The following is a 24,945-nucleotide window of genomic DNA, read 5'->3' as shown; positions in this document are numbered from 1 at the left end:
GGAGAAGACAGAATGGCAATTCCTAAATTACAGGCTTACGCGCTGCCGGAAGCCAGCGATATCCCGGCGAACAAAGTGAACTGGGCATTTGAGCCGTCCCGTGCCGCGCTGTTAATCCATGATATGCAGGAATATTTCCTCAATTTCTGGGGCGAAAACAGCGCGATGATGGAGAAAGTGGTGGCCAACATCGCTGCCCTGCGCGATTTCTGCAAACAGAATGGCATTCCGGTGTTTTACACCGCGCAGCCAAAAGAGCAGAGCGATGAAGACCGCGCGCTGCTGAACGATATGTGGGGGCCGGGCCTGACCCGCTCGCCGGAACAGCAGCAGGTGATCGCTGCGCTTGCGCCGGACGATACCGACACCGTGCTGGTGAAGTGGCGCTACAGCGCGTTCCATCGTTCACCGCTGGAAGAGATGCTGAAAGAAGCCGGTCGCGATCAGTTGATCATTACCGGTGTTTACGCCCATATCGGCTGTATGACGACGGCGACCGACGCGTTTATGCGCGATATTAAGCCGTTCTTCGTTGCCGATGCGCTGGCTGATTTTAGCCGTGAAGAGCACCTGATGGCGCTGAAATACGTTGCGGGCCGCTCCGGTCGGGTGGTGATGACCGAAGAGCTGCTGCCACTACCGGCGTCGAAAGCCGCGCTGCGCGCGCTGGTGTTGCCGCTGCTGGATGAATCCGACGAGCCAATGGATGATGAAAACCTGATCGACTACGGTCTGGATTCGGTGCGCATGATGGCGCTCGCCGCCCGTTGGCGTAAAGTGCACGGCGATATCGATTTCGTGGTACTGGCGAAAAATCCGACCATTGATGCCTGGTGGACGCTGCTTTCCCGCGAGGTGAAATAATGTCTGGATTAGATTTTCACGGCCAGACCGTGTGGGTAACCGGTGCGGGCAAAGGCATCGGTTATGCGACCGCGCTGGCGTTTGTTGAAGCCGGGGCGAGGGTAACCGGTTTTGATCTGGCGTTTGACGGCGAAAACTACCCCTTTGCTACCGAGACGCTGAACGTTGCCGATGCGCAGCAGGTGGCGCAGGTCTGCGGCCGCCTGCTGGATAATATCGAGCGACTGGATGTGCTGGTCAATGCCGCCGGGATTTTGCGCATGGGGGCGACCGATACGCTGAGTCTGGAAGACTGGCAACAGACCTTCGCCGTCAACGTCGGCGGGGCGTTTAACCTGTTCCAGCAGACGATGGCGCAGTTTCGCCGCCAGAAGGGCGGGGCGATTGTCACCGTGGCTTCCGACGCCGCACATACCCCGCGTATCGGCATGAGCGCTTACGGCGCTTCGAAAGCGGCGCTAAAGAGCCTGGCGCTGACCGTCGGTCTGGAGCTGGCGGGCAGCGGCGTGCGCTGTAATCTGGTCTCTCCTGGCTCGACGGATACCGATATGCAGCGGACGCTGTGGGTCAGCGACGACGCTGAACAGCAGCGTATTCGTGGTTTCGGCGAGCAGTTTAAGCTGGGCATTCCGCTAGGGAAAATTGCCCGCCCGCAGGAGATCGCCAATACGATTCTGTTCCTCGCTTCCGCCCACGCCAGCCACATCACGCTGCAGGATATCGTGGTGGACGGTGGCTCAACGCTGGGGGCATAAATGGCCTGGAAACGTCAGCTGACGCTGGATGAGCTTAATGCGACCAGCGTGAATACGATGGTGGCGCATCTGGGTATCGTCTATACCCGGATTGAGGAGGGCGTGCTGGAGGCCGAAATGCCGGTCGACGGCCGTACTCATCAGCCTTTTGGCTTGTTACACGGAGGCGCATCCGCGGCGCTGGCGGAAACCCTCGGCTCCATGGCTGGGTGGCTGATGACCGTAGAGGGCCAGTGCGTGGTGGGGACCGAGCTTAACGCCACCCATCACCGGGCGGTTTCCAGCGGCAAAGTGCGCGGCGAGTGCCGTCCGCTGCACCTGGGGCGCCAGGGCCAGAGCTGGGAGATTGCCGTATTTGACGAGCGGGGCCGGCGCTGCTGTACCTGCCGTCTGGGCACGGCGGTCCTCGGCTGAGGCATAGCCTGTTCCCGGGTCAGGCGTTTACGCCGCAACCCGGGGATGCGCCGCGATGAATACATCGGTGCGGCTTCTTCCCGGTGGCGCTGCGCTGACCGGGCTACGGGTTTGCAACCGTCTGCGGGCCGGTAGCCCGGACAGGCGCGTCTAGCGCCGCCTCCGGGGAAACAACCTGCGATGCAGTTACAGAATATCCCTCCCTGTTTTCATTCATTTTCCTGCCAGAAGTGATCTCGCTAGCAATGTGAGATAAATCCTTGCCGTCAGGCGACATCTGCATCGTTTCTAAGTTGTTAAAATCCATATTGTGTTCTAGAAACAAATTGTAACATCCTGATTACCCTACCTGTGGAACACAATGATGAATAATTCAGGGAAATACCTTATCTGGACACTGCTCTCCGTTATCGGAGCCTTTGCCCTTGGTTATATCGCGTTAAACCGGGGTGAACAGATCAACGCGCTATGGATTGTCGTCGCGGCAGTCTGCGTGTATCTGATCGCTTATCGTTTCTATGGCCTGTATATCGCAAAAAACGTGCTGGGAGTTGACCCGACGCGGATGACGCCTGCGGTGCGTCACAACGACGGTCTCGACTATGTCCCGACCGACAAAAAAGTGCTGTTCGGTCACCATTTTGCGGCGATTGCCGGAGCAGGCCCGCTGGTCGGGCCGGTGCTGGCAGCGCAAATGGGCTACCTGCCGGGGATGATCTGGATCCTCGCGGGCGTAGTGCTGGCCGGAGCGGTACAGGACTTTATGGTACTGTTCGTCTCTACCCGCCGCGATGGACGTTCGCTCGGTGAGCTGGTCAAAGAGGAGATGGGGCCAACCGCTGGGGTACTGGCGCTGGTGGCCTGTTTTATGATCATGGTGATTATCCTCGCGGTACTGGCGATGATCGTGGTGAAAGCGTTGACCCACAGCCCGTGGGGGACTTACACCGTGGCCTTCACCATTCCGCTGGCGATTTTCATGGGGATCTATATTCGCTATCTGCGTCCCGGACGCATTGGCGAAGTGTCGGTGATTGGCCTGGTGATGCTGGTATTCGCCATTATCTCCGGCGGCTGGGTGGCGGAAAGCCCAACCTGGGCACCGTGGTTTGATTATACCGGCGTACAGCTGACCTGGATTCTGGTGGGCTATGGCTTTATCGCTGCCGTCCTGCCGGTGTGGCTGCTGTTGGCACCGCGCGACTACCTCTCCACTTTCCTGAAAATCGGCACTATCGTTGGTCTGGCAATTGGTATCCTGATTATGCGCCCAACCCTGACGATGCCGGCGCTGACCAAGTTTATTGATGGCACCGGTCCGGTCTGGAGCGGCAGTATGTTCCCGTTCCTGTTTATCACTATCGCCTGCGGTGCGGTCTCCGGCTTCCATGCCCTGATCGCCTCCGGCACTACGCCGAAAATGCTGGCCAATGAAGGCCAGGCCTGCTTTATCGGCTACGGCGGCATGCTGATGGAGTCCTTCGTGGCGATTATGGCGCTGGTGGCGGCCTGTATTATCGACCCGGGCGTCTACTTCGCCATGAACAGCCCGATGGCGGTACTGGCTCCGGCGGGCGTCACCGATGTGGTGGCATCAGCGGCGCAGGTGGTGAGCAGTTGGGGCTTTACCATCACGCCTGATACCCTCAGCCAGATTGCTAAAGAAGTAGGCGAGCAGTCGATTATCTCCCGTGCTGGCGGCGCGCCAACGCTAGCGGTGGGGATGGCCTACATCCTGCACGGCTCGCTGGGCGGGCTGATGGATGTCTCCTTCTGGTATCACTTCGCGATTTTGTTTGAGGCGCTGTTTATCCTGACCGCGGTGGATGCGGGAACGCGTGCAGCGCGCTTTATGCTCCAGGATCTGCTGGGAGTGATAAGTCCGGGGCTGAAGAAAACCAGTTCGCTTCCAGCTAACCTTCTGGCGACCGGGCTATGCGTGCTGGCGTGGGGTTACTTCCTGCATCAGGGCGTGGTCGACCCACTCGGCGGCATCAACACCCTGTGGCCGCTGTTTGGTATCGCCAACCAGATGCTGGCGGGGATGGCGCTGATGCTCTGTGCGGTGGTACTGTTTAAGATGAAACGCCAGCGCTACGCGTGGGTCGCGCTGCTGCCGACTTCCTGGCTGCTGATTTGTACCCTGACGGCGGGCTGGCAGAAGTCGTTCAGTACTGATACCAAAGTGGGCTTCCTGGCGATTGCCAATAAGTTCCAGGCGATGATTGACAGCGGCAACATCCCGCCGCAGTACACCGAATCGCAACTGGCGCAGCTGGTGTTTAATAATCGTCTGGACGCCGGTCTGACCATCTTCTTTATGGTCGTGGTGGTGGTGCTGGCGCTGTTCTCAATTAAAACCGCGCTGGCGGCGCTGAAAGAGGACAAACCGACGGCGAAAGAGACCCCTTACCAGGCGATGCCTGCTGATGCAGACAACCTGGTGGCTCAGGCCAAACGTGCGCACTAATAGAGTTAGCCCCTTTCCTGAATGGGAAAGGGGCAATGGTTAGAGGTAAATATGTTCGATACCCTTTCAAAAGCAGGAAAATATTTAGGTCAGGCGGCGAAAATGATGATCGGCGTGCCGGATTACGACAACTACGTCGAACACATTCGCGCCACTCATCCTGAGCAGACGCCGATGACCTACGAAGAGTTTTTCCGCGAACGCCAGGATGCGCGCTATGGCGGTAAAGGTGGGGCGAAGTGCTGTTAACCCTCTTTCGGCAGATACAGGCTGATTTGCTCCTGCGTGCAGCCGTATATTGCCGCCAGCTTTTCGCGGGTGCGCTTTTGCGGGCGGGAGTCGATAGCTTCTAGCTGGGAAACCGCAGACTGACTCACGCCAAGCTTATCGGCAACTTCCTGCTGCGACAGGCCACGCAGGATACGCCAGGCAGCCTGCAGGCTGACTTTCTCACGATGCATGATGTCGCAGACGCTGTCAGGTAATGGGACATCGTCGAATTCATCAGATTCGTAGGGGACGTCTTCCCACTCTTCCTCTTTTTCATCATCGTATTCCGCCATTTTCAGACGCATCTGGAAGTATTCGTTATAGGGGATCACCACATACTGTGGGTTGCCCTCGTCATCCTTAATTAGTTGCACAGCCATAAGGCGTTGCCTCCTCGTGAAGATAGGTTGTTGAGGTTCTGCGCTTTTCGACCAAAAAACGATCATCCTGACCTCCACTTTATGTCAAAGCTCATCATAAGTAAATAATAAGATTATAAGTAAATTTAAATTATCTTATAGGAGACGATAATGCAGATTTTATGCGGAATAAAGACAGAAACATTAGCTTTGCGAGGCGACTCGAAAGCGCCTCCGCCGGGTGGCAGAGGCGAATAAAACGGGGACGTTAACCGGCGAAGCGTTCGACTTTTTCGAACGCCGCGCGCAGGGTTTCGGCGTTCAGCTCAACCGGCAGGAAATGGATGGACTCCACCGGGCGCAGGGTATGAGCGATGACTTTATCCAGCTCCTGGCGATTGTTGATATCGACCTCCAGCGCTGCCAGGGTGGTCGGCAGGTTAAAGCGCTGATACGCCTGCACTAACTGCGCCAGCACATCGTCCTGGCCAAGCAGGGCGCTCTGTACCAGAATGCCGTAGGCGACTTTGGTCCCGTGAAGATACTTCTCGGTCTGCGGCAGCACCGTCAGTCCGTTATGCACCGCATGGGCCGCGGCGACGCGGGTATAGCGCTCGCCTAATCCGCCGACCATACCGCCGCCGGCGATAATCGCATCGACTACATCGCGGAAAGCCTGAGTCAGTTCGCCGCGCTGCTGGTCGGCCAGCGCGGTTTCGCTGCTTTCCAGCAGCACATCGCGGATCGCCAGCGCGCCGTTGATACCGAGGCGCACGGTAAGCGGCAGCGTCTCCGGCTGCGGAGCCAGCACCACCGCTTCATACCACTTCGCCAGCGTATCGCCGATACCCGCCAGCAGATATTCCGCCGGTGCGTTGAGGATAATTTGCGGCTCCACCAGCACGAGGAAGTTGGCATCGTCGAAGATTTCAAACTGCAGCGCCTGACCGGCATCGTTGTACCACACCGACAGCGGCGTCCACGCTGCGCAGGTGGCGGCGATGGTGGGGATCGCCACCACCGGCAAGCCGAGGCGGCGGGCCAGCGCTTTCGCGGTATCCAGCAGCGCACCGCCGCCGACGCCAATCACCACCGACCGATCGTCGCCAGACTCGCGGGCCAGTTCGCTGACATCGCTTTCGCTGCAATGACCTTTAAATAAGATTCTTTTGGCTCCAGGAGCGTTAAACGCTTCCGGCAGGAATGCCTGCGCGCCAGCGATAGCCCGCTCGCCGTAAACCCATACCGCCCGTGAAAGCTGCTCTTCGCTGTAAAAATCATGTAGTCGGGCCAGGCTGCCAGGATGGGAGTAGTAGTTGGCGGGGCCGGGGACCACGCGGATATCGCTGTGACTCATAAATGCTGTCCTTGTTCTGTTTTGCTAACCCGATGTTATGTCTGGACATCCGGATGGCTAATATTATTTCGTTTTATCTTATGCCTTTTATGCATTTGTCAGTCAAGAGCGGCTATGAAAAATTCGTTAAATCAGAAGATTAATCGACAGGGTACAGGGGATGAGCGGCAATCGCCTTGAGATGCAAAATATTAGCCTGGCCTTTTCCGGCTTGCGGGCACTGAGCAACGTCTCTTTCACCCTGAACGGTGGTTCGGTGCATGCGCTGACCGGGGCCAACGGTGCGGGTAAATCGACGCTCATGGCGGTGCTGTGCGGTACGCACGCGCATTACGAAGGCGAAGTGGTGATCAACAATCAGCCGGTGGGTATTCGCTCGCCGCGCGATGCCAAACAACTGGGCATTCATCTGGTGCAGCAGGAGGTCGACGTTGCGCTGGTTCCGGGCCTGAGCATCGCCGAAAACATTATGCTCGACAGACTGGCGGAACCGGGGATCGCCTTTCGCTGGGGACGACTGCGCCAACTGGCGCGCGAAGCGCTGGCCCAGCTGGACGTCACCCTCGACGTGCGGCGTTCAATCGATAGCTGCACGTTGGCGGAAAAACAGCAAATCCTGCTGGCCCGCGCCCTGTCGCACCATTGCCGTTTTCTTATCCTCGACGAACCCACCGCGCCGCTGGACCAGAACGAAAGCGAACGCCTGTTTGCGGTGGTTCGCCGCCTGCAGCAGCAGGGGATTGGCGTGGTGTTTATCTCACACCGAATTCATGAGCTGAAGGCGATTTGCGACACCCTGACGGTGCTGCGCGACGGTCGCCTGATTGAGAGCGGGCCGATGGCTGAACTGAGCGGCGAGCAGATCGTCGAGAAGATGCTCGGCCATGAGCTGAGCGATATCTTCCCGCCGAAGCGTCCGCCGCACAGCGATGAGGTTCTGCTGCAGGTTGAAGGGCTGCACGACGAAGGGTTGCTGCAGGATATCTCCCTGCGCCTGCGCAAAGGGGAAATTCTCGGTATTGCCGGGCTGGCCGGGGCCGGGAAAACGGAACTGTGCAAGGCGCTGTTTGGTGCCAGCAAAAGCCGCCTGAAGCATGGAGAACTGAACAACCAGCCCTGGCGACCGCGCGATCCGGCGGATTCAGTCGCCCGCGGTCTGGCGCTGGTGCCGGAAGAGCGGCGCAAAGAGGGGATTTTTATCGAAGAGCCGGTGGCGATGAATCTGGCGGTCAGCGCCGATAACAGCTTTTCCCGCTGGAGCCTGTTTGGCCATCGTCAGGCCTGGCGCTGGGCAGAAGAAGTCATTGCGCGGGTAGGTATTCGCACTTCCGGACCGGCGCAGACCCTGCGCCGCCTCTCCGGCGGCAATCAGCAGAAAGTGGCGATTGGCAAATGGCTGCGCGGTAGCGCCAATGTACTGATTTTTGATGAGCCGACCAAAGGCGTCGATGTGAAAGCCAAAACGGATTTATTCCATCTGATTGACGGCCTGGCGCGGGAAGGCAAAGGAGTGATTTACGCCTCAGGCGAATTCTCCGAGCTGGTTGGTCTGTGCGATCGCATCTGCGTGCTGTGGGACGGGCGCATCGTGGCGGAAATTCCCGGCGCTGAGGCCCGGGAAGAGAACATTCTTTATTACTCCACCGGAGGAGCAGCAGCGTGAGTAAGGCCCTGACAGTTAACGCGACGGTATCGGGCCGTCAGCGATTTTTTGATTTTCTCTACAAATGGGGCATGTTGCTGACCGTTGTTTTGCTGATCGCCGTTTTTGGCCTGGCGTCGGACAACTTCCTCGACCCGTTTAACATCATCAACATCCTGCGATCCATCGCCATCGTGACGGTGATTGCCATCGGCGTGTCGATATCGCTGACTATTGGCGGGTTTGATTTGTCGGTGGGATCAACCGCCTCGCTGGCCAACGCGCTGGTGATTTCGCTGTTCGTCTGGCACGGCTTTGGCACTACCGAGGCGATTCTTATCACCCTCGCGCTCTGTACTTTAGTCGGGCTGTTTAACGCTTTTCTGATTGTGATCCTGCGTATTCCCGACATGCTGGCGACGCTTGCCAGCCTGTTTGTGATTCAGGGCGTGGCGATGACCTACAGCTACGGCGGATCAATCACCGAAAACATGGTGCTGCCGAGCGGCGATATGGCGGAAGGTGCGATTCCGGCGGCGTTTGGTCTGCTGGGGCAGGTGCCGACTATCGTGATCATTATGCTGGTGGTGACCGTTATCGCCCAGCTGGCGCTCTCGTTGACCACTCACGGACGGCGGATGTACGCCATCGGCGGCAACCCGGAAGCGGCGCGCCTGTCTGGCCTGCGGATCACTCGCTACAAAGTGGCGGCCTACGTCATTGCCTCTCTGCTGGCAGGGCTGGGCGGCATTCTTCTGGCTTCGCGCATCGGTTCATCACAGGTGAATGCCGGCAGCGGCTATCTGATGGATGCGGTCGCGGCGGCGTGGATAGGCTTTTCGCTGGCCGGTTCCGGCAAACCGAACGCGCTCGGTACGCTGGTGGGGGCGGTGATTCTGGGGGTGCTCTCCAACGGCCTGGTGATGCTCTCGGTGCCGTATTACGCAATGGACATTATTAAAGGGCTGGTGCTGGCTGGCGCGCTGGCACTGACTTATTTTCAACGCCGCACCTAATACTTTACAGGGTAAACACTATGAAAAAGATAACGCTGTCACTCATCGCACTGGGGTTATTCAACTCTGCGGCGGCCTTTGCTGAAACCCCGACGCCGGTTCCGGCGGCGATTGCCGAACATAGCGGCCCGATTCGCATCGCGGTGATCCGTAATTTGGGCTCTGATGATAACACTACCCAGTTTGTCTCCGGGGCAATTCAGGAAGGCAAAAAGCTCGGTTTTAAAATCAGCACCTTCCTCAGCAACGGCGATGACGCTAAGTTTCAGGACTTCGTTAACCAGGCGATTAGTCAGAAATATGACGGCATTATTCTTTCCCAGGGACGCGACCCTTACGCCACCGCGCTGGTAAAAAAAGCCGTGGACGCGGGGATTAAAGTCTCGGTCTTCGATACCGCAGTCAACGGCGAAATTCCGGGCGTGACCGTCACTCAGCAGGATGATGCCTCGCTGACCGAACTCTCCTTTGGCCAACTGGTGAAAGACTTCAACGGCAAAGCCAATATCGTCAAGCTGTGGGTCGCGGGCTTCCCGCCGATGGAGCGCCGTCAGGCCGCTTACCAGACGCTGCTTAAGCAAAACCCCGGCATCAAGGAGCTGGAGTCGATTGGCGCCGTCTCTTCTGACGTGCAGGGCGATACCGCCAACAAAGTCGGCGCGATCTTAGCCAAATACCCGAAAGGCAAAATTGATGCTATCTGGGGCACCTGGGATGCCTTCAGCCAGGGCGCTTATAAAGCGCTGAAAGAGAACGGTCGCACCGAGATCAAGCTCTACAGCATCGATATTTCTAACCAGGATCTGCAACTGATGCGCGAATCCGGCAGCCCGTGGAAAGTGAGCGTGGCGGTGGATCCTAAGCTTATCGGTGCGACCAACGTGCGTCTGATCGCCAATAAGATTGCTGGTGAAGCGACTCCGGCCACCTACGACTTTAAAGCCGCGGCGATCCCGCAGGCGCTGCTGGCGGCGCAGCCGGGAGCGGTGAACGTCGCCTCGCTGGGTAAAATTATTCCGGGCTGGGGGCAGACCGAAGACTTTATCGCCCCGTGGTTCGCCACTCTGGAAGCTAAGGCAAAATAATGCCCGGTGGCGCAGCCGCCACCCGGCAACAGGAGCTAACGTGACTGCATTACCCACCCCCGAATATAGCCGCAATATGCGGCTGATTGGGCATAGCGAACAGGGGGGACGCCCGGATGGCGTCCAGTTGATGGTGCACCGCGGCTTTGCGTATATCGGCCATATGGTGTCGCAAGGCTTTTCGGTGGTCGACGTGCGCGATCCGAAAAATCCGCGAACGGTCAATAACATTGCCGCGCCGCCCGGTACCTGGAACGTCCATTTGCAGGCCCATGACGATCTGCTGCTGGTGATCAACGCCCGGGATCTGTTTGCCGATACCCGTTTTGCTGACGAGAAAGTTTACTACACCCGCTCGGTGGGCGAGACGGTCAGCGACGTGCAGGATAAGGGCTGGAGCGCCGGACTGCGGGTTTTTGATATTTCGAAGCCGGATCAACCGCGCGAAATCAGCTTTCTGTCGCTCAACGGGATCGGTATTCATCGGATCTGGTACGTCGGTGGACGCTGGGCCTACGTTTCCGCGCTGATCGACGGTTTTAGCGATTATATTTTCCTGACCATCGATCTGGCCGATCCGCGTAAACCTGAAGTCGCCGGGCGCTGGTGGCTGCCGGGAATGAATCAGGCGGCAGGGGAAACCCCGCAGTGGCAGGAAGGTAAGCGCTATGCCCTGCATCACGCGATTATCGCCGGGGATACCGCTTACGGTAGCTGGCGCGACGGTGGCCTGACGCTGCTGGATGTCAAAGACCGCGCACAGCCGAAGTTGATTAGCCATCGCAACTGGAGCCCGCCGTTTGGCGGCGGTACCCACACCGCGCTGCCGCTACCGGACCGGGATCTGCTGGTGGTGCTTGATGAAGCGGTGCTGGATAACCAGCAGGATGGCGAGAAGCTGATCTGGCTGTTTGATATTCGCGACCCGACAAACCCGGTGAGTATTTCGACTTTCCCGCAGCCGGATGAGACCGACTACGTGGCGAAAGGGGCGCACTTTGGCCCGCATAATCTGCATGAAAACCGTCCCGGTAGCTTTGTCAGTTCAACGCTGATTTTTGCCACGTACCAGAATGCGGGCGTTCGTTCTTACGATATATCTAACCCTTATCGACCGGTGGAAACCGGGGCGCTGGTGCCTGCCGCTCCGGCAAAAATGATGGATACCCGCCCTGGCCGCCCGCAGGTGATTCAGTCCTGCGACGTGTTTGTTGATGCGCAGGGAATTATCTACAGCACCGATTATAACGGTGGGCTGTCGGTGATTGAGTATCTGGGGTAGGAATATTTCCCGGAGGCGGCGCGTTGCGCCTGTCCGGGCTACGGGTCTGTGCGGTTTGCGGGTTTGGTAGCCCGGACAGATGCGCAGCATCGCCTCCGGGGAAGTGGGGAAATACCTGGAGGCGGCGCTTGATACTCATTAACCGTACTGACGAATTCGCGCAATCAGCTCTTCGACGTTGTCGATGCGATCGGCAAGCACAATCAGCGCTTTACCCAGCGTGATGGCGTGGCGCAGGCATTCATGGCGCATGGCTTCGTCCTGAATAGTGTCGATATCCGCCACGTGCGACAGCCCGACGCTGCGGCGAATCAGCTCGGTACCGCAGAAGCCAATGGCATCGGCCCATGCTTTCTTCAGGAACGTGGAGGCATAGCCGGGGTAAGCCAGCGCCGCATCGCGGGTTTTCTCCGCCGTCAGCGCCTGGAAACGCTCGGCGAAGGTATTCCAGAACTGCTGAATATCGCTCAAACGCTGTTCACGGGCGGCGGCGGCATCGCGAATACCTAAATGCCCTGGCAGGCCGCAGTAGTTGAGCAGCAGGTTGCCGATGGCGGTGCCGATATCAAAACCAATCGGCCCGAAATAGCCAAACTCGGCGTCGATAGCTTTAAAGCTGCCTTCGGCGACGAATATCGAGCCGCTATGGATATCGCCGTGCAGCAGCGCTTCGGCATGGGAGAAGAAACGGTGCTTCAGCGCGGCCACCGCCAGCTTTAGCTGGGCATCGTCGCGCAGGGCGGCGACATCGGCTTCCAGCGCCGCGGGGTAGTTATTGCGCTCGTGAACCTGATACGGATCGTTAAAGAACAGGTCCTCGGTGATTTCGCACATCTCTGGGTTAATAAATTGTGCCACCTGGGCCTTTTTCTCATGCGGATGCAGATAAAAGTCGCTGGTGTGAAACAGCGCCTGGGCCAGGTATTCCCCCAACTGGCTGGCGGCCTGCGGGTAGTAAACGTTGTTAATCAGCTCGCCGCGCCAGATGCGGTGATCGGAGAGATCTTCCATCGCCATCACCGCCAGCTCGGGATCGAAATGCAGAATTTGTACCGTGTGCTGCGGGCAGTGCTGATAGTGAGCGACCAGGGTTTGCGCCTCAAGGCGGGCGCGGTCGAGCGTTAGCGGCCAGGACTCCCCGACGCAGCGCACGTAGGGCAGGGCCTGCTTAACGATAACCCGGCTGACGCCCTGGTTATCAAAAATTTTAAATACCAGATTGAGGTTGCCGTCGCCCACTTCCTGTGCGGACACCAGTTCTGACGGGTTATCGAGACCGCCAAATTGTTGTGCGTAAGCCACCGCATCGTTGGCGGTGAAAGTATGGTATTGCGACATTGCCTTGATCCTCAAAATTCTGATTAAGCCGTTCAGACGTCTATACTTCTGGATTCCATCCTGACACAATGTGATACAACAACGCAACAGGGATTTAACTAAATGCAGACACTACAGACCACCAGCCTGCGGGTAAGCGAAAATCAGCTCTTTATTCTTGACCAGCAGGCTCTACCGCAGGAGAAACGCTGGCTGGCGGCGGATAACGTGGCGCTGCTGGTGGACCATATTCTCGCGCTACGGGTACGCGGCGCACCGCTGATTGGCCTTTCTGCCAGCCTGCTGCTGGCGCTGCTGGGGAAGCGCGGCCTGACCCGCGATGAACTTTCTCAGGCGCTGGAGACGCTGCGCGCGGCGCGCCCGACGGCGGTGAACCTGATGAACAATCTCGATCGCATGAAGCTGGCGCTGGCGGAAGAGAATTATCCCCAGGCGCTGGAAGCGGAGGCGCTGCGCCTGATCGAAGAAGATAAGCAGCTTTGCGCCCATATTGCCGAAGCGGGCAGCGCGCTGGTCACGCCGGGCAGCCGCCTGTTAACCCACTGTAATACCGGCGGTCTGGCGACAGCGGGAGTCGGCACCGCGCTGGGGGTGATTGCGCTGGCGCACGAACAGGGGAAAGTGGCAAACGTGTGGGTGGATGAAACGCGTCCTCTGTTACAGGGCGGACGTCTGACCGCCTGGGAGTTGGGGGAGCTGGGCGTACCGTATCGTCTGATCACCGATTCGATGGCTGCCAGCCTGATGGCGCAGGGAGAGGTCGATGCGGTTTGGGTCGGTGCTGACCGTATTGCGGCCAACGGCGACGTGGCGAATAAAATCGGCACCTATTCTCTGGCGGTGCTGGCGAAGTATCACCAGATCCCGTTTTACGTGGCTGCGCCGCAAACTACGCTTGACCGTCATTGCCCGAACGGCGCGGCGATCCCGATTGAGCAGCGGGCGGCGGCGGAAGTGACTGGCGTGGCCGGAAGTTTTGGCGCGGTACAGTGGGCGCCGAAAGACGCGGCGGTCTACAACCCAGCGTTTGACGTGACGCCCGCCGCGCTGATTAGCGGCTGGGTACTGGACAGCGGCGTGGTGACCCCGGCGCAGGTTGCAGCCGGGGCGTTTGCGTTAGAAAGCGCTTAAGTTAAAACGCGAAGCTACCTCCATCGCTTCGCGTCCGTTATGGATAAAGCGCACCTCTTTCAATTGCCTACGAAACGGTTGTCGGTCAGGTAAGGCGCTAGCCGCCACCTGACAAGCGTGCGGGTACGATAATTAAATCATGGCAGCACCATCTCAACCGCCGGAGCGGACTGCCGGTCGATATGCTGGCCCAGCGCCGTCAGCGCCGCCTGGTAAGGGCACAGCGTCCCGACATCAGTCGTCTGGCAACCTGACTGACGCCACTCCTGGCGCAGCATCGGGTGCTGGCTATCCGGCGTTTGCAGACGGCGTAAATCGTCCAGACCTTGCGCCTGGAAGTAGGCGCGGAGGTAGCGTTGACCGCTGTGGGTATCGCGCCAGCGTTCCAGCACCAGGCTGCTGCCCGGCGGGATATTACCCCGGCTGTATCCCGGTAGCTGCCAGCTAAAATCCATCAGCGTACGTACCATGGCGATATTGGTATCGTGGGCCACCAGCAGCAGCCAGCGCACGTTCGGCGTAGCGTCTTCTTTCACCCCTTCAAGCATGGCGTTGAGCAGAATCGACCCGCGTTTTTGCGCGGTATAAAAAACGTCGTTGCTCAGGTCGTAGTTCTCCGTCAGCAGCGGCAGCAGGGCGGTAATCTGACTGGAGCGGGTGATATTGCCCCACGCCAGCTGGCTGAGCGGCAGGTTTTCGCTCCAGCCCAGGCGCAGTGTCTCGACCATATTAGCCATCACGCTCAGCCCGCTAATCGACGTTTTGCCGCTTTTGCTCTGCTCCACCTGCCACGGTAGATCAAACACCGGGCAGGGCTTATTGGCTACGCATACTGCGTTTTTTAGCAACTGAATCACCGGAGCCAGCGCCTGCCGACGCTGTGCCAGATCTCCGGCTTTCGCTTTCACCTCCGCCAGCTGGCGAGCGGGGTCGGTTTGCGTGGCGGCAAACTTATCGGTCTGAAACAGCGGGTCGGCGTCGGTACTGACGTGATGAATCTCTACGCCGCAGCCGGGAAATGCGCCATCAACCAGCGCTTGTGCGGTGGCTCGCGTGCGCTGCAAGGGGCTGGCGCGAACGTAAATCTCTCCGCTTGCCGGGCAGTCCGCAGTCAGCAGGCCGAGCTGGCGATAGTGTGCGCCTTCTTCGCGCCCTTTATTCACCACTGCGGCATAGCCATGGCCGGTCAATTCGCCGTCGTGAGTGGTCCACTGGGTCCACGGGCGCTGGGTTGCGGCTTCGATGGCTTCCCGGTTGCCTGGCGTTGGCGGGCGAATACCATGGCGGCTGAGTTCAACCACTTTTTCCAGTTGATATTGCGCAGCGGCGTGGCCCGGGGCCGCCAGCAGCGGCAGGGCGCAGGCAAGCAGCAGGCGTAGCAAAACCTGATGTCGTACAGGCATCATAAGATCTTCCTTATGGGTTAAAGGGTTATGAAGAGAATGAAGTCTGACGTTCTATCGCGTGTCGCCTGGCGACAATCGCGGCGGTGGTAAAACAGAATAGCGCGGACATCAGGCCGGTGCCCACCCAAAACAGCGACAGCGTACTGAAGTCGTACAGCGTTTTACCGTTTTCGATAATTGCCGTTTTGTCGATGATTATCCCGGTCAGAAACTCGCCGAGGCCGGCCCCCGCGTAGCTGGCGATGCCGATGGTGCCGAGCGCTGCGCCTGCGGCTTTGCGCGATGAGATATCGACGGCAATTAATCCGCCGAGGAAGCAGGTCAATGCGCCAATGGTCGCGCCGAAGATAATCATCGCCAGAATATCGCTGTAGTAGCCGTGCGGCGACCAGAGCATTAGCGCGAAGCCTGCGGTGTTGAGCAAGCTGATAAACCCGGCCATCACGCTGCGGTTACGCGGGAAAAAGCGGTCAGAGAGCATCCCGGCAATAATGGTTCCGGCAATACCCGCGATGGCGTTGACCCCAATAATCCCGGAAGCTTCCAGCGTTGAGTAGGCTTTATCCTGCTCAAGGAAGAAGATCCCCCACGAGTTCACTGCATAGCGGTCGATATACATAAATGCCGAGGCCAGCGCCAGCGTCCACAAGGCCGGATTGCGCAGCGCCAGCAGCTGGTTTTTAAACACCGAGCCACGCGCTTCGGTCTCCTCCTGCGGTTCATCGCGAATCACGTTGATTGACGGAAAGCCGCTGCTTTGCGGGGAGTCGCGCATAAACAGCAGGAGCAGCACCACCCCGGCAGCGCCGAGCGCGGCGGTCGAGAGATAGCCCATCTGCCAGCCGAACCCGGCAATCACCGCCGCGATCACCATATAGGTCATCGCTTCGCCGATGTTATGCGCCGTTGACCAGATGGCGTAAAAGGTGCCCCTCTCTTTGCAGCCGTACCAGCGCGCCAGCGACACCGCGCACGGGCCGACGCCCATCGATTGCGCCCAGCCGTTGATCCCCCAGAAGATGGCCAGCAGCATGGCGTTGGTGGTCATTCCCATCATCAGGTTCATCCCGGCGCTCAGCAGCAGCCCGAGGCTCATATAGCGCACGACGTTGGCATGATCGGCGATAAAACCGTTCACCAGCTTGCCGATGGCGTAGCTAAAAAACAGCGTTGAGCCGATCATGCCAAGCTCGGTCGGAGTGATGCCAAGCTCAACCAGCGCGCTCTTGGCGACGGTAAACGACAGCCGGCAAACATAGAACGTGACGTACGCCAGGGTCATGGCAATAAAGGTTTGCCAGCGCACGCTGCGAAAGCGCTGCTCGTTGAACTCTCCGCCCGTTTTGGGCGGCGAAGCGCGAAAAAATGCGATAATTCCAGACATTGTGTTATCTCCGAAGGTCGGAGGCCTGACTGATTAGTGTGGTTCATCCTTGAGGGTTCATTTTCGTTGTGTAGAGTACATAATCAGATAAAGCCTGACCCCATACGGGTTAAGGTAATGGGTGGCAAAGCATGTTTTTTAATTGTGGGTAAAGCGTTTTACTGGCCAGCAGCAGCGGGTTGCCATTGCGAATGCCATCCGCTGCCAGGTAGTCGTTGGTGAGGCCGCCTGCTTCGCGCATCAGCACCAGCCCCGGCAGGCCATCCCACGGATTCATATGCGGTTCGTAGTAGCCGATTAAGCGTCCCGCCGCCGCCCACGCGCTCATTAATGCCCCGGAGCCGTTGCGGATAAACATGCCGCCGTCGCTGAGCAGCGCATCGAGGAAAGGCAGGAAGAGAGCAGGCGTTACGCGGTGTGAGGTGCCGACGCCCATGACTCCCTCTTTGACCGTGGCTGCCGGATGCGGCGTGACAGGCGCGTCATTGAGCCACGCGCCCTGGCCTTTCAGGGCGTGGAACAGCTCGCGATGGTTGGGGTCATACACCACGCCGATAACCGGTTCGCCGTCGGCGACGATAGCCAGCGAAAGACACCAGGTATGCAGGCCGTTAAGAAAACAGCTGGTGCCGTCGATAGGGTCGACCACCCACAGCACGCGGGCGTCTGGCATCTGCGTTCCGCTCTCCTCGCCAAGAAAACCATCCTGTGGGAACGCGCCGAGAATGCGTTGCTTAACAAACTCTTCGACCCGCTTATCGGCGATGCTGACCACATCCTGTAGGTCATCGCCTTTGTGATCCACCGCCAGCCGGTCGCGCTGTTGATAGTATTCGAAAGCTAATTCCGCACCGGCCTTAGCCAGCTCGCAGGCCAGGCGATAGCGGGCTTGCAGAGCATCTGATTCCAGGGGTTTCATGCTTATTCTCCATTTTTGCACACGTGTGCATTTTGCGTGTAAAAAATAGCCCCGAAGGGCGAAATGAGTGTGGAGGGATCTTAAAGATTATTCTGTGATCGCGTCTGCATAAAATAAAATTTTCATTTTGCGCTTTGACGAATGATTAATTTCACCGGTACTTCGCGGTGTCGCGAGGGCAGGCTGAACTTGGCGATCCTAGTGACCAGTAGATCCACCGCGTGATGGGCGAGCAGGGCGGTATTCTGCTGCACGGTGGTGAGCTGGTAGGGTTGCCAGTCGGCCTGGGGGATATCATCGAAGCCAACAATTGCTGGCAGGGGCGCGGAAGGGTTATCTGCCCGCAGACCGTCCAGCGCGCCGAGCGCCAGCATATCAGTGGCGCAAAATAGTGCCTGGAGCTGCGGATGCGCTGCGAGCAACTGCCTGGCGGCGGCAAAGCCTGCCTGATAACCGGCGCTTTCGCAGAAATGCGCGGCAACGTCCATACCTTGAGTATGGGCGACAAACGCTTCGTAGCGCTGCCGGGTGCTGAAGTTATCCAGACTTTCGCCAATAAACCCGGCCTGTTGCCACTGACGCTGGGTAAATAAATCGGCAACCATTTTTGCACCCTGGGCGTTATCGCTGCAAACGCGGTCGCAGCCGGTTAAGTCGGCGTGACGGTTGATAAGCGTCACCGGGATTTTTCGCTCCAGATACTCTTCCGCCAGCGACAGCGGCGGTGCCCCGGAGGTGATAATGACTCCTGCGACGTGGTAGCTCAGCAGTTGTTTAAGCGACGGAGCAAGCTGCTGCGGATCGTCAGCGTTCATCAGCAGCGGCATAAAACCGTTGAGTGCCAGTTGGTGGACCAGCGGCGACAGCAGCTTGCTACGAAACGGGTTATCAAATCCGGCAGTGACGATGCCGATAAAATTGCTGCTGCCGGTAATCATCGTGCGGGCGATGATATTGACCTGATAGCCAAGCGTTTCCGCAGCGGCGAGAACTTTCTGTCGGGTTTTATCCGCCACCGATGCGCCGGGCGTAAAGGTACGGGAAACCGCCGAACGAGAGACGCCTGCGAGTCGGGCAACGTCCTCAGCCTTAATCCATTTTTTTTCGCTCATAGTATCAGGGTACGGGTTGTTCTCAGGGAGCCATGGTCGGTAACGAAAAGTAGTAAGAAGGTACCACATAAATCCCCGGGCGAGCAGAGGGTTGATGCGCTTTCCCTGTCAGCTTTTGATATATATTATTCCTAATCATTTATTTCACTAAGCATTGTAATAATATAGATATATGTGTGGCTAAAATAAAAATTCTTTATAAAACAAAAAACTAAACTCTATTTTTATAGCATATTCATGTGACGCATAAGTTATGCTATCTGCGTTATAGACAGCAATTATTTCCGCAAGCTAATTTCATCTGTATTACCAGGGCTGAATATAAATATTGTTCGATTTATAACTTGCGGAGTCAAACCTGTGGCAAGAAACCATTTTTTGCGTATTTCCGGCGCGGCGATATTAACTATGCTGGCGTTGCCTTCCTTATCTACAGCCTATGCGGCCAATGTTAAAATCGTTATCAACCAGTCGCCATGGCTCGATGGCTTTAAAAAAACGGTCGAAAAATATAATCAAGACACCGGAAATAACGTCAGTATCGATGCGGTACCCTACGGCGGATTACTCGATAAAATTCGCAGTTCGGTGCGGGCGAAGGAGGGGGTCTATGATATCACTATGATAGATATCAACTGGTTAGGGGAGTTCTATGGTGGCGGTTTTTTGACGCCGATTAAAAGCATTGAGGCCGATTATCGCCTGCCTGAGCAGGTACTGACATTTGGCGATGCGCTTTACTGGGACAATGCGCGCAAGGTTTTCAATAAACAATCCGGCGATCTCTATACCTTCCCGGTTACCGCGAATCCGCAGCTGTTTTATTATCGCAAAGATATTTACCAGAAGGCCGGGCTGACCCCGCCGAAAACCTGGGAAGAGTTAACCGAGAATACAAAAAAACTGCATCAGCCGCCGCGCCAGAATGGTTTTTTGATTCGTGGTGGTCCGCAGGATATCGTTTTTGATATTTCCCCCTTCCTGCTCTCTGCCGGTGGTGGGATATTTAAGGATCCGCGCGAAGGTGATTTTAATATTATCCTCAATAGCCCGGAAACGTTGCGTGGGCTTAAATACTATATCGCCATTGCCAAAGCGGGTTACAGCAATCCAGGCGCATTAACCCAGGGGGAGTTAATTCAGCTTTTCGCCACCGGGAAGGCCGCGCAGGCGAATATTGTGGCGGCAGCTCGGGGCCCGCTGAGCAATCCGGATAGCTCCATTGTCACGGATAAGTATGGCGTCACGGTTATTCCTCACCCCGCTGGAGCGAAGGGTGTTTATGCCGCAGGGCACTGGGTCGGCGGTATCCCACAGAATATTCCGGCGGCAAACAAGCAGGCGGCGCTGGATTTCTTCAAATGGTATGAAGAACAGGCCAGTCAGGTATATCTGTATGAATCTGGCGGTGTGCCGGTACGTTCCGACCTGGTGGGTGTTGCAAAAGACCCGCTCAACTTCTTACCTGCGCTGACGGAAGCGACCGCCGAGGCGCAGATTATTAGCCCGGTTAAGGAGTCCGCCCAGATCAACGCGCTGCTGGGGCTCCAGCTTTACAAAGCGCTAAGTGGTGAACAGTCGGCGGAGAAGGCGCTGAATACCGCCGCACATCAGGTGCATCAGCTGCTGTCGGCTGCGGGTTATCAAACGCAGCTTCCGCCGGATCTGCCTGATGATGCCGCGAGCAAAGGATAATCGCTATGTCTGGACAACCTCTCTCCGTGCTTCGGCCCTTATCCTCTTCACGCCATCAGCACCGTGACTGGTGGCCGTGGCTAGCATTGACGCCGCTGATTGTCATTATTGCCGCGTTGATGGTTACCCCAGTGATCCATCTTTTCAGCCTGATTACCCAGGAGGTGAGCTGGCAGGATGGACGCGCCGTCACCCGGTTTGTCGGACTGGATAATATTCGCGCTTTTCTTGCCAATCCCTACTACTGGCCGGGGCTGGTCAATACGCTGGCATTTTCCGTTATTGCCGTGACGCTGCAAGTTGTTATCGGTTTTGCGCTGGCGCTGGCGGTTAACGATATGAAGAAAGAGCCGCGTTTACTGACAACCATCCTGCTGCTGCCGATTGTGATTTCTCCCATCGTAATCGGTGCGATGTGGCGACTGATCCTCAACAACGACTCTGGGGTTCTTAACGTGGTGCTGAGTCAACTGGATATCGTACCGCCTGACTGGTTGGGAACACCATCGCTGGCGTTTCTATCGGTGATTGTGGTTGATGTCTGGCACTGGACGCCGTTTTCCTTCCTGCTGCTGCTTGCGGGCCTGAAGGCGCTGCCCCGCGAGGTGCTGGAGGCTGCCCAACTGGATGGTTGCAGCCGCTGGCAGCGCCTGCGTTTCGTCATTTTACCCATGATGTGGCCAGCGTTATTGATAACCCTGATGCTGCGCATCATCTTCTCGTTCAAGGTCTTTGATGAAATCTATCTGCTGACCAAAGGCGGGCCAGGCACTGCCACCGAGATGGTCAGCTACTCCATTTATCGCGCCTTTTTTATTGAGGACCGTGAGGGGCTGGGGGCAGTGATGTCCCTGTTTACCTTCTTCATTATTGCTCTGCTGCTGGTGGTATTGATGAGCCTACGTAAGCGGAGGATAAGCTGATGCTGCTATCGCTACGCGGGCGCGCCCGGCTGTTTACGGCTGGTCGTGGCGCCGCAATCACGTTGTACGCTGTGCTGGTGCTGTTTCCTTTTATCTGGTTATTGAGCACCGCATTTAAAAAGCAAATCGATATTCTGCTCGCCCGTTTTGTGTTTACGCCGACGCTGAATACTTTGCGTGAGCTGTTATTCGACCCCGGCTCGATGTTTAGCGCTTATTTCGTCAACAGCGTGGTGATTACGCTGACCACGACCGCGATTATCGTCGCCGTGACGCTGTTTTCCGCCTACGCGCTGACCACCGTACGTAAGCTGCCTCCCGCGTTAGGGGCGGTTCTGCTTGGCTGGTGCCTGCTGTTCAACCTGTTGCCGGTGGTGACCTTTGTGGGTTCCTGGTTCAATCTTTTTCGCCAGTTGGGCCTCTACGATACGCGGATTGCCATCATTATCGCCAGCGTGGCCGCCTGGCTACCCATGGCGCTCTGGCTGGGCGTGACGTTTGCCCGCGAGATCCCTAAAGAGCTGCTGGATGCCGCCAGCGTTGACGGCTGTAGCCACTGGCAACGCTTTCGCTACGTTTTCGTACCGCTGATTAGATCCGGTATGACCGCAACGACGATTCTGGTGCTGCTGTTTGTGTGGAATGACTTTCCGATAGCGTTAATTCTCAGTTCGGAGCAGGCGCGAACTTTGCCCGTATACATCACTGCTTTTTCGCAAAATGAACAGATTCGCTATGCGGAAATGGCCTCTTCATCCCTGCTGGTTTCGATTCCGGTACTGCTGCTGCTCGTGGTGGGCCAGCGCTTTATCGTCAAAGGATTACTGTCCGGCGCGGTGAAGGCATGACATTAAAAAGGAAAATCCAATGAGCGCGGTTGCAATCGAGAGCGTCAATAAGAAATACGGCAACGTCACGGTCTTGCAGAATATCGATCTGCATATTGAAAAGCGGGAGTTTATTGTCCTCGTCGGGCCTTCCGGCTGCGGAAAATCCACACTATTACGGATGATCGCCGGGCTGGAGGAGGTTGAGAATGGGCGAATTTTGCTCCAGGGGAGCGATATCAATGAGATACCCGCCAGCGAGCGCGATATTGCCATGGTTTTCCAGAGCTATGCGCTTTATCCGCATATGAGCGTGGCGGAGAACATGGGCTTCTCGCTGAAGATAAAAGGGGTGAAAAAGCAGGAAATTACCGGGCGGGTCAACGCTACTGCCGAAGCGCTACAGCTTACGCCGCTGCTGGCGCGTCACCCGCGCGAGCTCTCCGGCGGTCAGCGCCAGCGGGTGGCAATAGGTCGGGCGATGGTGCGCAACCCCGAGGTTTTTTTGTTCGATGAGCCGTTGTCGAACCTCGATGCCAAGCTGCGGGTGGATATGCGCCTTGAGATCAAAAAACTCCACCAACAGCTGGACGCCACGATGATCTACGTGACCCACGATCAGATAGAGGCGATGACCCTCGCCGATCGGATCGCCATTATGAATCAGGGGCGTATTGAACAAGTGGCGACCCCGCTGGAGCTATACGACCAGCCGCGTAACCTGTTTGTCGCCTCATTTATTGGTTCGCCGGAGATCAACCGCGTATCCGGTCGCATTTCTGACGATGGCGAAGGTTTTGTCAGCGATTCCGGTCTGCTTCTGCCGCTGGCGGATAACCTGGCGCATCTTGCCGGAAGGGCGCTGATTTACGCCATCCGACCGGAGCACTTTGTTCTCAATTCTGCTGATGGTCTGCCTGCTGAGGTTGACGTTACCGAGCCCACCGGTGTGGAAACCCTGATCAACGCCCGTCTGGGCGGCGAAACCCTGACTTGTACCTTCCGCCAGCGGCTTGAACTCCAGCCGGGCGATAGCATCCGCCTGCTGCCGGATGTTCGCCACATTCACCTGTTTGATGCCGAAAGCGGCGAAAGAATTCCCCTGACTAAGGAGCAATAATGCGTACCGTCTTCCTGCTGTTTGATTCACTGAACCGTCTGGCTCTGTCGCCTTACGGTGGCCAGCATGTGCCAACACCGAACTTTGACCGTCTGGCGCGGCACTCAGTGGCGTTCGATCGCCACTATGTCGGCAGCATGCCGTGTATGCCCGCCAGACGCGATATGCAGACCGGTCGCCTGAGTTTTTTGCACCGTAGTTGGGGGCCGCTGGAGCCCTTTGATAACTCTTTCCCTGAGCTGTTGTATCAGCAGGGGGTCTACAGCCATCTGATCACCGATCATAACCACTATTTTGAAGATGGCGGCGCGACCTATCATAACCGTTATGATTCGTTTGAGTTTATTCGCGGTCAGGAGGGCGACCCGTGGAAGGCGATGGTGCAGCCGCACTGGGAGCGCCTGCGGGAAAAATACCATCCCTCGCAGTTTGCAAACGGACGGCGGGATTTAAAAGCGCGCAATATCATCAACCGGGAGTATATCCGCGAAGAGAAAGACTTCCCCTCGGTGCAATGCTTTGCTCGTGGCCTGGAGTTTCTGGATACCAATCGCCATGCTGACAACTGGTTCCTACAAATTGAAACCTTCGATCCGCATGAGCCATTTACCGCCCCGGAGCGTTTTTATAATGTGATTAACACCGACTGGACCGGGCCGGTTCTTGACTGGCCGCGCTATGGTCGCGTCGATGAACTACCGGAAGAGGGCGAGGAACTTCGCGCCAATTACTATCGGCTAATTGCGCTGTGCGATTCGCTGCTTGGCGATGTGCTGGATTATTTTGATCAACACGATCTGTGGAAGGACACCGTGCTGGTGCTCTCCACCGACCACGGTTTCCTGCTGGGCGAGCATGACTTTTGGGCGAAAAACCGCATGAACATGTACGAGGAGGTGGCGCATATTCCGCTGTTTATTCACCATCCTGAGTACGCGCACTTTGCCGGGCAGCGCAGGCAGGCTCTGACCCAGACGCCGGACCTTGCCGCCACCTTCCTTGATATTCACGGCGCGAAACGCCCGGCGGAGATGCAAGGACACTCGCTGCTGCCGGTTGTGGCGCAGGATCGGGCGCTACGGGAGGGCATTCTCTTTGGCTATTTCGGCGGGGCGGTCAACGTGACCGATGGCCGCTATACCTACCACCGCTACCCGGAAAACCTCAGCGAGCAGGAGATTTACCAGTATACGCTGATGCCGACGCATATCACCTCGCGTTTCAGCACCGAAGAGCTGGCGGATACCACGCTGGCTGCACCTTTCCCCTTCACCAAAGGCGTTCCACTGCTGAAAGTGCCGGTTATCGATACCTCGCCGATGTATAACAACTATGGGCCGGGGTCGCTCCTGGAAAAAGAGACCCGCCTGTACGACCTGGCTGAGGACCCGGGGCAGCTCGCCCCGCTGTACGACCCGGTAGTTGAGCAGCAGCTTAGCGAGTTAATGGTCGATTTAATGGCGAAAAACGATGCGCCGCCGGAAGCCTTTGAGCGGCTGGGGTTAACGCCCCAGGACGTTTCTTCTGAGGTTTAACCCACGGTGTGACGGCCCGCTGACATGCGGGCCATAAACAG

General features: G+C 57.3%; 22 protein-coding genes. 15 read left to right on the top strand and 7 right to left on the bottom strand.

Annotated features, from left to right (window positions below; translation table 11 throughout):
- The first annotated feature begins 12 nt into the window (after window positions 1–12).
- From entB to FN082_RS02780, 5 genes are all read left to right on the top strand, one after another.
- A complete protein-coding gene (gene entB, locus FN082_RS02805; RefSeq protein WP_139538614.1) occupies window positions 13–864 on the top strand; it encodes an enterobactin biosynthesis bifunctional isochorismatase/aryl carrier protein EntB in 852 nt (283 codons plus the stop codon).
- On the top strand, window positions 864–1,619 hold the full coding sequence (gene entA, locus FN082_RS02800) for a 2,3-dihydro-2,3-dihydroxybenzoate dehydrogenase EntA (RefSeq protein ID WP_142981106.1): 756 nt from the start codon (window positions 864–866) through the stop codon (window positions 1,617–1,619). The genes entB and entA overlap by 1 nt, the downstream gene beginning before the upstream one ends.
- Window positions 1,620–2,033, top strand: coding sequence for a proofreading thioesterase EntH (entH, locus tag FN082_RS02795; protein ID WP_139538616.1), 414 nt, complete (start codon window positions 1,620–1,622; stop codon window positions 2,031–2,033). It abuts the gene before it with no gap.
- 364 nt (window positions 2,034–2,397) lie between these two features.
- The gene (cstA, locus tag FN082_RS02785; protein ID WP_139538884.1) at window positions 2,398–4,503 is read left to right on the top strand and encodes a pyruvate/proton symporter CstA; all 2,106 of its coding nucleotides are present in this window, start codon (window positions 2,398–2,400) and stop codon (window positions 4,501–4,503) included.
- 51 nt (window positions 4,504–4,554) lie between these two features.
- Window positions 4,555–4,752 carry a YbdD/YjiX family protein gene (locus tag FN082_RS02780; RefSeq protein ID WP_004130340.1) on the top strand — a complete coding sequence of 66 codons (198 nt, stop codon included), beginning with the start codon at window positions 4,555–4,557 and terminating at the stop codon, window positions 4,750–4,752.
- Here FN082_RS02780 and FN082_RS02775 read toward each other — a convergent pair.
- Together FN082_RS02775 and FN082_RS02765 are read right to left on the bottom strand one after the other, a co-directional pair.
- Window positions 4,749–5,153 carry a helix-turn-helix domain-containing protein gene (locus FN082_RS02775; protein WP_110273283.1) on the bottom strand — a complete coding sequence of 135 codons (405 nt, stop codon included), beginning with the start codon at window positions 5,151–5,153 and terminating at the stop codon, window positions 4,749–4,751. The two genes, FN082_RS02780 and FN082_RS02775, sit on opposite strands and share 4 nt — an antisense overlap.
- 247 nt (window positions 5,154–5,400) lie before the next feature.
- Complete coding sequence (locus tag FN082_RS02765) at window positions 5,401–6,489, bottom strand: oxidoreductase (RefSeq protein ID WP_142981105.1); 1,089 nt, start codon at window positions 6,487–6,489, stop codon at window positions 5,401–5,403.
- A gap of 160 nt (window positions 6,490–6,649) precedes the next feature.
- On the opposite strand from FN082_RS02765, the gene FN082_RS02760 reads away from it, so the two are divergent.
- Genes FN082_RS02760 through FN082_RS02745 form a run of 4 tightly spaced genes read left to right on the top strand, consistent with a single transcriptional unit; the run spans window position 6,650 to window position 11,514 of the window.
- Window positions 6,650–8,152, top strand: coding sequence for a sugar ABC transporter ATP-binding protein (locus FN082_RS02760; RefSeq protein WP_139538619.1), 1,503 nt, complete (start codon window positions 6,650–6,652; stop codon window positions 8,150–8,152).
- On the top strand, window positions 8,149–9,147 hold the full coding sequence (locus FN082_RS02755) for an ABC transporter permease (protein ID WP_139538620.1): 999 nt from the start codon (window positions 8,149–8,151) through the stop codon (window positions 9,145–9,147). Before FN082_RS02760 ends, FN082_RS02755 begins: the two co-directional genes overlap by 4 nt.
- A 20-nt stretch (window positions 9,148–9,167) precedes the next feature.
- A complete protein-coding gene (locus tag FN082_RS02750; protein ID WP_112214564.1) occupies window positions 9,168–10,232 on the top strand; it encodes a sugar ABC transporter substrate-binding protein in 1,065 nt (354 codons plus the stop codon).
- Window positions 10,233–10,272: 40 nt separating this feature from the next.
- Window positions 10,273–11,514, top strand: coding sequence for an LVIVD repeat-containing protein (locus FN082_RS02745; RefSeq protein WP_142981104.1), 1,242 nt, complete (start codon window positions 10,273–10,275; stop codon window positions 11,512–11,514).
- A 138-nt stretch (window positions 11,515–11,652) separates the two neighbouring features.
- Here the strand turns inward: FN082_RS02745 and mtnK are convergent, their stop codons facing one another.
- Window positions 11,653–12,852, bottom strand: coding sequence for an S-methyl-5-thioribose kinase (mtnK, locus tag FN082_RS02740; protein ID WP_139538622.1), 1,200 nt, complete (start codon window positions 12,850–12,852; stop codon window positions 11,653–11,655).
- A gap of 102 nt (window positions 12,853–12,954) precedes the next feature.
- Between mtnK and mtnA the strand changes: the two genes are divergently transcribed.
- The gene (gene mtnA / locus FN082_RS02735; protein WP_139538623.1) at window positions 12,955–13,983 is read left to right on the top strand and encodes an S-methyl-5-thioribose-1-phosphate isomerase; all 1,029 of its coding nucleotides are present in this window, start codon (window positions 12,955–12,957) and stop codon (window positions 13,981–13,983) included.
- 137 nt (window positions 13,984–14,120) lie between these two features.
- Here the strand turns inward: mtnA and FN082_RS02730 are convergent, their stop codons facing one another.
- From FN082_RS02730 to FN082_RS02715, 4 genes are all read right to left on the bottom strand, one after another.
- Complete coding sequence (locus tag FN082_RS02730) at window positions 14,121–15,389, bottom strand: histidine-type phosphatase (protein WP_142981103.1); 1,269 nt, start codon at window positions 15,387–15,389, stop codon at window positions 14,121–14,123.
- A 25-nt stretch (window positions 15,390–15,414) separates the two neighbouring features.
- Window positions 15,415–16,773: an MFS transporter gene (locus FN082_RS02725; RefSeq protein WP_112214559.1), complete on the bottom strand. Its 1,359-nt coding sequence runs from the start codon at window positions 16,771–16,773 to the stop codon at window positions 15,415–15,417.
- A 109-nt stretch (window positions 16,774–16,882) separates the two neighbouring features.
- On the bottom strand, window positions 16,883–17,692 hold the full coding sequence (locus FN082_RS02720) for an inositol monophosphatase family protein (protein ID WP_139538625.1): 810 nt from the start codon (window positions 17,690–17,692) through the stop codon (window positions 16,883–16,885).
- 122 nt (window positions 17,693–17,814) lie between these two features.
- The gene (locus tag FN082_RS02715; RefSeq protein ID WP_112214557.1) at window positions 17,815–18,804 is read right to left on the bottom strand and encodes a LacI family DNA-binding transcriptional regulator; all 990 of its coding nucleotides are present in this window, start codon (window positions 18,802–18,804) and stop codon (window positions 17,815–17,817) included.
- 360 nt (window positions 18,805–19,164) lie between these two features.
- On the opposite strand from FN082_RS02715, the gene FN082_RS02710 reads away from it, so the two are divergent.
- The 5 genes from FN082_RS02710 to FN082_RS02690 are packed head-to-tail and all read left to right on the top strand — an operon-like array spanning window position 19,165 to window position 24,904.
- Window positions 19,165–20,499 (top strand): extracellular solute-binding protein, encoded by a 1,335-nt coding sequence (locus tag FN082_RS02710; RefSeq protein ID WP_142981102.1) that lies wholly within the window; start codon window positions 19,165–19,167, stop codon window positions 20,497–20,499.
- A 5-nt stretch (window positions 20,500–20,504) separates the two neighbouring features.
- A complete protein-coding gene (locus tag FN082_RS02705) occupies window positions 20,505–21,422 on the top strand; it encodes a carbohydrate ABC transporter permease (protein WP_112214555.1) in 918 nt (305 codons plus the stop codon).
- Window positions 21,422–22,270 (top strand): carbohydrate ABC transporter permease, encoded by an 849-nt coding sequence (locus FN082_RS02700; protein WP_110273298.1) that lies wholly within the window; start codon window positions 21,422–21,424, stop codon window positions 22,268–22,270. The genes FN082_RS02705 and FN082_RS02700 overlap by 1 nt, the downstream gene beginning before the upstream one ends.
- 19 nt (window positions 22,271–22,289) lie before the next feature.
- Complete coding sequence (locus FN082_RS02695) at window positions 22,290–23,369, top strand: ABC transporter ATP-binding protein (RefSeq protein WP_139538627.1); 1,080 nt, start codon at window positions 22,290–22,292, stop codon at window positions 23,367–23,369.
- A complete protein-coding gene (locus FN082_RS02690; protein WP_142981101.1) occupies window positions 23,369–24,904 on the top strand; it encodes a sulfatase in 1,536 nt (511 codons plus the stop codon). The genes FN082_RS02695 and FN082_RS02690 overlap by 1 nt, the downstream gene beginning before the upstream one ends.
- Window positions 24,905–24,945: the final 41 nt, after the last annotated feature.

Source organism: Klebsiella spallanzanii (assembly GCF_902158555.1).
GTDB classification, from domain to species: Bacteria; Pseudomonadota; Gammaproteobacteria; order Enterobacterales; family Enterobacteriaceae; genus Klebsiella; species Klebsiella spallanzanii.
The sequence above is the reverse complement of the archived record's forward strand: the minus strand, read 5'-3'. Positions and strand labels throughout refer to the sequence as shown.